Origin of the sequence: Streptomyces sp. NPDC058221 (assembly GCF_042882365.1) — a bacterium.
GTDB lineage: Bacteria > Actinomycetota > Actinomycetes > Streptomycetales > Streptomycetaceae > Streptomyces.
Genome location: NZ_JBHVWF010000003.1, coordinates 140,694 through 148,452, shown reverse-complemented (window position 1 = coordinate 148,452; position 7,759 = coordinate 140,694). Strand labels below are relative to the sequence as shown.

Sequence of the window (7,759 nt, the reverse complement as noted above, 5' to 3'; positions counted from 1 at the left end):
CGCACGTGGGGCCCGTACCCCGGGAGGAGGTACGGGCCCCACGTGCGTGAGTAGTGTCGTTGGCCGACCGCGCCGAGCTCAGCCGACGGCGAGCTTGACCATGTCCGCCTGCGGCCCCTTCTGGCCCTGCGAGATTTCGAATTCAACTCGCTGACCCTCTTCGAGGGTGCGGTATCCGTCCATCTGGATCGCGCTGTAGTGGACGAAAACATCCGCACCACCGTCGACCGCGATGAAGCCGTACCCCTTCTCCGCGTTGAACCACTTGACGGTGCCCTGAGCCATGCCTAACTCCCCTATTACTGGCCCTTGCACAGGGCCGCACTTCGCGGCCCTGGGTCAGAACTCACCCTCCGACAGGAGAGGGTGCGTGCGCCGGAACGCGTCGACCGCGGCCGAATGTATCTGCCCAACTGCCCTCTGCAACAGGTCAATCGGACGAGAATTCTGGGCAGCACGGAGCGCCCGAATATGAGGAATCCGTGAGGATCCTGGGCAAGTCGGGCCAGGCAAAGGCGACTTATGGCGCAAGAGGCTCAGGCACTTTGGCTGCATCTTGTCGTGGCCGGGCGCATTCTCATATGCGGGGGGCACGGGCAGCGGAGGGGACTTCCCACACTCTACCGCGTTCAACCATGCAGAATTGCCCCCTCCGCTTGTGTCGCGGAGGGGGCAATGGCGGTGACGCGGTGCAGTCGGAGCCGGCGGTCGGAACCGCTCGGCCCCGCAGGGCTCAGCAGCCGCCGGCGACGGCCGGGATGATGGAGACGCCGGCGCCGTCCGGGGTGACCGCTTCCAGGCCGCCTTCAAAGCGCACGTCGTCGTCGTTGACGTACACGTTCACGAAGCGGCGGAGCTTGCCCTGGTCGTCCAGGACGCGGGCGGCGATGCCCGGGTGGTCCTTCTCCAGGGACTCGATGACCTGGGAGAGGGTCGCGCCCTCGGCCGGGACCTCGGCCTGGCCGCCCGTGTAGGTGCGGAGGATGGTGGGGATACGGACCTTGACGCTCATGGTGGGTGCCCTTCCTGGAGTCTCGGTTAGGTCAGTTGGTGCCGAGGCCGGCGGCGCGGAAGGCGTCCAGGCTCGGACGGATCGTCGCCGTCGCCTGCGAGGTGGCGGCCACCGCGTCCAGCGTCTTGAGGCCGTCACCTGTGTTCAGGACGACGGTGGTGAGCGTCGGGTCGAGCAGGCCGGCCTCGATCAGCTTCTTCGTCACGCCGACGGTCACCCCGCCCGCGGTCTCGGCGAAGATGCCCTCGGTGCGCGCCAGGAGCTTGATCGCGTCGACGACCTGCTCGTCGTTGACGTCCTCGACGGCGCCGCCGGTGCGGCGGGCGATGTCCAGGACGTACGGGCCGTCGGCCGGGTTGCCGATCGCCAGGGACTTGGCGATGGTGTCCGGCTTCTGCGGCCGCACGACGTCGTGACCGGCCTTGAAGGCGGTGGAGACCGGCGAGCAGCCCTCGGCCTGGGCGCCGAAGATCCGGTACGGCTTGTCCTCGACCAGACCGAGCTTGATCAGCTCCTGGAGACCCTTGTCGATCTTCGTGAGCTGCGAGCCGGACGCGATCGGGATGACGATCTGGTCGGGCAGCTGCCAGCCGAGCTGCTCGCAGATCTCGTACGCGAGCGTCTTGGAACCCTCGCCGTAGTACGGGCGCAGGTTGACGTTGACGAAGCCCCAGCCCTCACCGAGCGGGTCGCCGATGAGCTCCGAGCAGAAGCGGTTGACGTCGTCGTAGTTGCCCTCGATACCGACCAGCTCACCGCCGTACACCGCGGCCATGACGACCTTGCCCTGCTCCAGGTCGTGCGGGATGAACACGCAGGACCGCAGGCCCGCCCGGGCGGCGGCGGCGCCGACCGCTCCGGCCAGGTTGCCGGTGGAGGAGCAGGAGAGCGTGGTGAAGCCGAAGGCGCGGGCGGCCTCGACGGCGATCGCGACGACGCGGTCCTTGAAGGAGTGCGTCGGGTTGCCGGAGTCGTCCTTGACGTACAGACCGCCGGTGACGCCCAGCTCACGGGCGAGGTTGTCGGCCTTGACCAGCTTGGTGAAGCCGGGGTTGATGTTGGGCTTGTCCGCGACATCGGAGGGGACCGGCAGCAGCGGCGCGTAGCGCCAGATGTTGTTGGGTCCGGCCTCGATGCGCTTCTTCAGCTCGTCCGGGGAGCCGCTCGGCAGGTCGTACGCCACTTCGAGCGGCCCGAAACAGGTCACACAGGCGAAAAGCGGACCGAGCTCGAATCGCTCTCCGCACTCGCGGCAGGAAAGCGCCGCGGCGGGACCGAGGTCCACAGAAGAGTCGGTGTTTGCTTCAACAGTCTGAACAGCCATGGTGGCGAGGCCCTTTCTCCTCATCTTCCTTGTGACGCATTTCGCCACAAGACGGAATTGGCACCTTCCCTACCGAACCTCGCGGTCGGCAGGAGGGTTGCCGGGACTTCAACGGGCCGTTCCCTCTGTCCCTCTGGATGAGCGCTATGGCACTGGACCATCGATCCAGGCGTTTATCGGCGGACGGCCCCCGGCATGCGACGGCCATCTGCGTTGTTCAAGACTGTAACCGAAGCACCGGACTGTTGAGATAGTCGTCCGAACCGCGAGATGGATCACACACAGGGAGTATCGACCGTGCTGGAAGAGGTCGAACGCTGGCTGACCAGGCGTTCCTGGTCGGCCGCCGACCGTCCGCTGGACCGGCTTCTGGCCGCCAGGAACGACCCGCACAGCGGGAGCGGGAGCGTGAGCGTCGTGCTGCCGGCGCTGAACGAGGCGGCGACGGTCGGGGACATCGTCACGACGATCCGGCGCGAGCTCATGGAGAAGGTCCGGCTGGTCGACGAACTCGTGGTGATCGACTCCGGCTCCACGGACTCCACCGCCGAGGTCGCGCGCCGGGCCGGTGCCCGGGTGATCCACCGGGACGCGGTCCTGCCCCGCATCCCGGCCGTGCCCGGCAAGGGCGAGGTGCTCTGGCGGTCACTTCTGGTGACCGGCGGTGACATCGTCTGCTTCATCGACGCGGATCTGAAGGACTTCTCGGCCGACTTCGTCTCCGGCATCGTCGGTCCGCTGCTGACCGACCCCTCGGTGCAGTTCGTCAAGGCGATGTACGACCGCCCGCTCGGCGACACCGCAGGTCAGGGCGGACGGGTCACCGAGCTGGTGGCACGGCCGCTGCTCAATCTGCACTGGCCGCAGCTGGCCGGCTTCGTCCAGCCGCTGGGCGGCGAGTACGCCGTGCGCCGCTCCCTGCTCGAACAGCTGCCGTTCCCGGTCGGTTACGGAGTGGAGCTGGGGCTGCTCGTCGACGCCCTGCACACGGTCGGCCTGGACGCGCTCGGCCAGGTCGACGTCGGCGTCCGGAAACACCGCCATCAGGACGGCCAGGCGCTCGGCCGGATGGCGGCGGCCATCTACCGGACCGCGCAGCTGCGGCTCTCCCGGGGGCATCTGGTCCGGCCCTCGCTGACCCAGTTCGAGCGGGGCGAGCGCGGTTTCGTCCCGCACACGTACGCGGTGGACACCGAGGAGCGGCCGCCGATGTGCGAGATCGCGGAGTACGTCTCGCACCGCGCGGCGTGACCGATTAAGGCGTAAATCTTCTTTAAGTTCGCTGCATGGCATTCCCCCCATTCATGACCATGCTGCGCCGGAGCCGCAGACTGCCGGTCTCCCTCGCCGCCCTGGCCCTGCTGAGCACCGCCGTCACCGGACTCGTCCATGCCGCCCCCGCGGCCGCCGATGTCGTCTCGCCGTTCGCCCAGCGCTACGACGAGGCCGTGTACGGCGACTTCAGGACCGTCGGCAACACCGTCATGGGCTGCCCCACCAGCCCCGCCGACATGGCCGGCCGGTGCGCCGTCGCCGCATCCGGCCAGGGCCGGGACAACAACAACACCTTCGACATGCAGCGGCTGAACACCGCGGGCACCACGGACGGCTTCGGGTCGAGCACCGGCCGCGTCACCGTCCCGCCCGGCGCCCGGGTGACGTACGCCCGGCTGTTCTGGGGCGGCAACGACGGCACCTACCGGGGCCCCAGCGGCAGCGCGCTGAAGCGCTGCGACATCTCAGGCGCCGATGTGGCGGGCTCCCCCGGTGAGCCGCTGGACGCCGTCCCCGCCATCGGGGTCGACGGCGCCCCGGCCGGGAAGGTCTCCGCCGAGGACCTGGTCCAGGACCCCTCGACCACCAACGGCCCGCACTACTACACGGGCGAGGCCGACGTCACCGCCGCGTTCGGCCGGGTCACCGGCACCGGAGCACCGCTCCCCGTCGCCGTCGGCGACATCTGGTCCGCCAACGGCAAGGGCTGCGTGGCGGGCTGGTCGCTCACCGTCGTCTACGCCTACGACGCACCGGACGAGACCTACGCCCCCGAACGCCGCAACGTCTACGTCTACGGCGGCCACGTGCTCCAGCGCTCCACCTCACCCGACACCACGGTCGGGGTGGACGGCTTCTACCGCTCGGGCCACGGGAAGATCCGCGCCTCCGTGACCGCGTACGAGGGCGACTGGAACACCCCCGGCGACCGCTTCCTGATCGAGGACCGGAACGTCACCGAGCCCCACACGGGCAACACCAACAACTTCTTCGTCAGCGCCGCCGACGGCTCCGCCGATCCGGATTACGTCAACAACCTGAGCATCGACGCCAAGGAGTTCGAGGTACCCGACGACACCATCCGGCCCGGCGACACCTCGACCACGCTGACCTTCGGCACCAAGGGCGACACGTACGTCCCGTCCGCGCTGGCGTTCTCCGTCCCCGTACCGGACCTGGAGATCTCCAAGACCGCCTCGCCGTCCGGCGCCGTCGCTCCCGGTGACACCGTCACGTACACCGTCCGTGCGAAGAACATCAGCTCGCTCGACTACCCGAACGCCAAATTCACCGACGACCTCGGCGACAACCTCGACGACGCCGTCTACAACGACGACGCCCGGGCGACCCTCGGGAACGTCTCGTACCAGGCACCGCGGATCGGCTACCTGGGCGACATCCCGGCCGGGAAGACCGCGACCGTGACGTACTCCCTCACCGTCAACGACCCGGCCACCGGCGACGGCAGACTCCACAACGGCATCGACGTGCAGTCGCCGCGCTCCAACTGCGAACCGGGCAGCACCGACCCGGGCTGCGGCGTGACTCCGGTCGTCGAGAAGCCCGACCCGACGCCGCCCCCGCCGCCGAGCCACTCCCCCGACCCCGGAGCCGGCCACCCGGAGCCGTCCCCCTCGGTGACCCACCAGCACCGGCCGACGCCGCCCGGTCCCCCCGCCCCGCCGGCCGGGTACGACGGCGGCTCGATGGCCGCCACCGGCACCGGCCATGAGCAGCTGTGGCTGCTGGGAGCCCTCGCACTCGCTCTCGGCGCGACCGGAAGCGTCGCCTTCGGGCTGACCCGCGGACGCTCCCGCAACGGCTGACCCGGCCCCGCTGTCCGCCCGCGTGCGGCCGCACTCCCCCGGGAGCGCGGCCGCACGCACGTTTGCGCGGTTCGTGATCGGGCTAGATTCCGCAACATGGTCTCCGAGCACGCCCCCCAGTCCGCCTCCCAGGTACTCGTCGCGTCCAACCGCGGTCCGGTCTCGTACACGCTGGGCGAGGACGGCTCGCTCGACGCGAAACGCGGCGGGGGCGGGCTCGTCTCCGGACTGAGCGCCGTCGACGACAAGATGTGGGTCTGCGCCGCGCTGGGCGACGGCGACCGCGAGGCGGTGCGGCGCGGGGTCGGTGAGCCGGGTGTACGGATGCTCGACATCGACGCGCAGGTGCACGCCGACGCGTACAACGGCATCGCGAACTCGGTGCTCTGGTTCGTCCACCACCTGCTCTACCAGACCCCCGTGGAGCCCGTCTTCGACGCGGAGTTCCGCCGGCAGTGGGCCTCGTTCGAGACCTACAACCGGGCCTTCGCCGAGGCGCTCGCCGAGGAGGCGGGCGAGGGCGCGGCGGTCCTGGTGCAGGACTACCACCTGGCGCTGGTGCCCGGCATGCTCCGCGAGCTCCGCCCCGACCTGCGGATCGGCCACTTCTCGCACACCCCGTGGGCGCCCGTCGACTACTTCCGGATGCTGCCCGACGACATCGCCGAGCAGCTGCTGCACGGCATCCTCGGCGCCGACCGGGCGGCCTTCCTGACCCGGCGCTGGGCGGACGCCTTCATCGGCTGCTGTACGGAGATCCTCGGCGGCACCGGGCGCACCCGCATCGGTGTGCACGGGCTCGGCGCCGACGCGGACTTCCTGCGCCGCCGCGCGCACGAGGCGGACGTGGACGAACGGATGGCGGCGCTGCGCGAGCAGGTGGGCCCGGGCCGGAAGACCGTCGTGCGGGTGGACCGCACCGAGCTGTCCAAGAACATCGTCCGCGGGATGCTCGCCTACCGGGCCCTGCTCGACGAGCGGCCCGAGTGGCGCGGCCGCGTCGTCCACATCGCGTTCGCCTACCCCTCGCGGCAGGACCTCGCGGTGTACCGGGAGTACACGGCCGAGGTGCAGCGCGTCGCCGACGACATCAATACGGTGTACGGGACGGCTGACTGGACCCCGGTCGTGCTCCATGTGAAGGACGACTTCGCCCGCTCACTGGCCGCGTACCGGCTGGCCGACGTGGCACTCGTCAACCCCATCCGGGACGGGATGAACCTGGTCGCCAAGGAGGTCCCGGTCGTCTCCGACCACGGCTGCGCGCTGGTGCTGTCGCGGGAGGCCGGGGCGTACGAGGAGCTGGGCGACGACGCGATCACGGTGAACCCGTACGACGTGTCCGCCACCGCCGACGCCCTGCACGAGGCGCTGACGATGCCGCAGGACGAGCGGACGGTGCGCACGGAGCGGCTGGCCGCCGCGGCGACCGCGCTGCCGCCGCAGCAGTGGTTCATGGACCAGCTAGAGGCGCTGCGCCAGGACTGACAGGAACTCCACGACGGCTCCCGGCCCCGGCAGCAACAGGTCGGCACGCTCGGCCAGTTCGGGCACCTCGGCCCCGCCGCTGCAGATCAGCAGACCGGGCGTGCCGTCGGGGCCCTCGGTGCGGAGCTTCTCCACGGCGGCGAAGGCGGCCAGGTCGCCCAGGTCGTCACCCGCGTACAGCACGGACTCGGCGCCCGTCTCGCGCACGTACTGCGTGAGCGCGACACCCTTGTCCATGCCCGCTGGGCGCAACTCCAGGACCAGGCGGCCCGGTTCGACGATCAGCCCGTGCCGGGCGGCGAGCTCGCCGAGGGGGCCGCGCAGGGCCTCGAAGGCGGCCTGCGGGTCCTCGGCGCGGCGGGTGTGGACGGCGAGCGCCTGCCCCTTCTCCTCTATCCACGTGCCGCGCCAGGAGTCGAACCTGTCGAGCACGCCGGGGAGTTCGGCCCGCACGGCGGCGACCCCGGGGTGCGGGGCGGGGGCGCGGACGGTACCGGTGACGGCGTCCCAGCGCTCGGCGCCGTAGTGGCCGAGGACGACGAGGTGGTCGAGACCGGCGACCCCGGCGAAGCCGCCGTAGCGGACCGCGACGCCGGCCGGGCGGCCGGTGATCACGGCGATGGACGCGACCTTCGGCGCGAGGGCCGCGAGCGCCTCGACGGTGCCGGTGTGGGCGCGGGCCTGCTCCGGGTCGGGGACGATGTCGGCGAGTGTGCCGTCGAAATCGAGTGCGATGACGGCGCGGTCGGGGCGGGCGAGGAGGGCCGCGAGACCCTCCTGCCCGGCGGGGGTCGTCGGGGCCGGCGGGGGCGGGGTGTGCGGGTGGCTGCCCAT

General features: G+C 70.6%; 7 protein-coding genes and 1 riboswitch. Of the genes, 3 read left to right on the top strand and 4 right to left on the bottom strand.

The genetic code is table 11. The features are described 5' to 3' along the window. Positions 1–78: 78 nt before the first annotated feature. The 3 genes from ACFVW8_RS02405 to thrC form a co-directional block, all read right to left on the bottom strand. On the bottom strand, positions 79–285 hold the full coding sequence (locus ACFVW8_RS02405) for a cold-shock protein (RefSeq protein ID WP_003967346.1): 207 nt from the start codon (positions 283–285) through the stop codon (positions 79–81). Between the two features lie 448 nt (positions 286–733). Further along, positions 734–1,012 carry a MoaD/ThiS family protein gene (locus ACFVW8_RS02400; RefSeq protein WP_327338284.1) on the bottom strand — a complete coding sequence of 93 codons (279 nt, stop codon included), beginning with the start codon at positions 1,010–1,012 and terminating at the stop codon, positions 734–736. A 31-nt stretch (positions 1,013–1,043) separates the two neighbouring features. Beyond that, positions 1,044–2,336 (bottom strand): threonine synthase, encoded by a 1,293-nt coding sequence (thrC, locus tag ACFVW8_RS02395; RefSeq protein ID WP_389685685.1) that lies wholly within the window; start codon positions 2,334–2,336, stop codon positions 1,044–1,046. A 17-nt stretch (positions 2,337–2,353) separates the two neighbouring features. After that, a riboswitch (SAM riboswitch) is annotated at positions 2,354–2,480 on the bottom strand. A 153-nt stretch (positions 2,481–2,633) separates the two neighbouring features. Between thrC and ACFVW8_RS02390 the strand changes: the two genes are divergently transcribed. From ACFVW8_RS02390 to ACFVW8_RS02380, 3 genes are all read left to right on the top strand, one after another. Then, entirely contained in the window at positions 2,634–3,587 is a 954-nt protein-coding gene (locus tag ACFVW8_RS02390) for a glucosyl-3-phosphoglycerate synthase (RefSeq protein ID WP_389685693.1), read from the top strand. A 35-nt stretch (positions 3,588–3,622) separates the two neighbouring features. After that, the gene (locus tag ACFVW8_RS02385; protein WP_389685684.1) at positions 3,623–5,437 is read left to right on the top strand and encodes a hypothetical protein; all 1,815 of its coding nucleotides are present in this window, start codon (positions 3,623–3,625) and stop codon (positions 5,435–5,437) included. A gap of 96 nt (positions 5,438–5,533) precedes the next feature. Next, the gene (locus ACFVW8_RS02380) at positions 5,534–6,925 is read left to right on the top strand and encodes a trehalose-6-phosphate synthase (protein ID WP_389685683.1); all 1,392 of its coding nucleotides are present in this window, start codon (positions 5,534–5,536) and stop codon (positions 6,923–6,925) included. On the opposite strand, the gene otsB is transcribed toward ACFVW8_RS02380, so the two are convergent. After that, positions 6,902–7,759, bottom strand: coding sequence for a trehalose-phosphatase (gene otsB / locus ACFVW8_RS02375; RefSeq protein WP_389685682.1), 858 nt, complete (start codon positions 7,757–7,759; stop codon positions 6,902–6,904). The two genes, ACFVW8_RS02380 and otsB, sit on opposite strands and share 24 nt — an antisense overlap.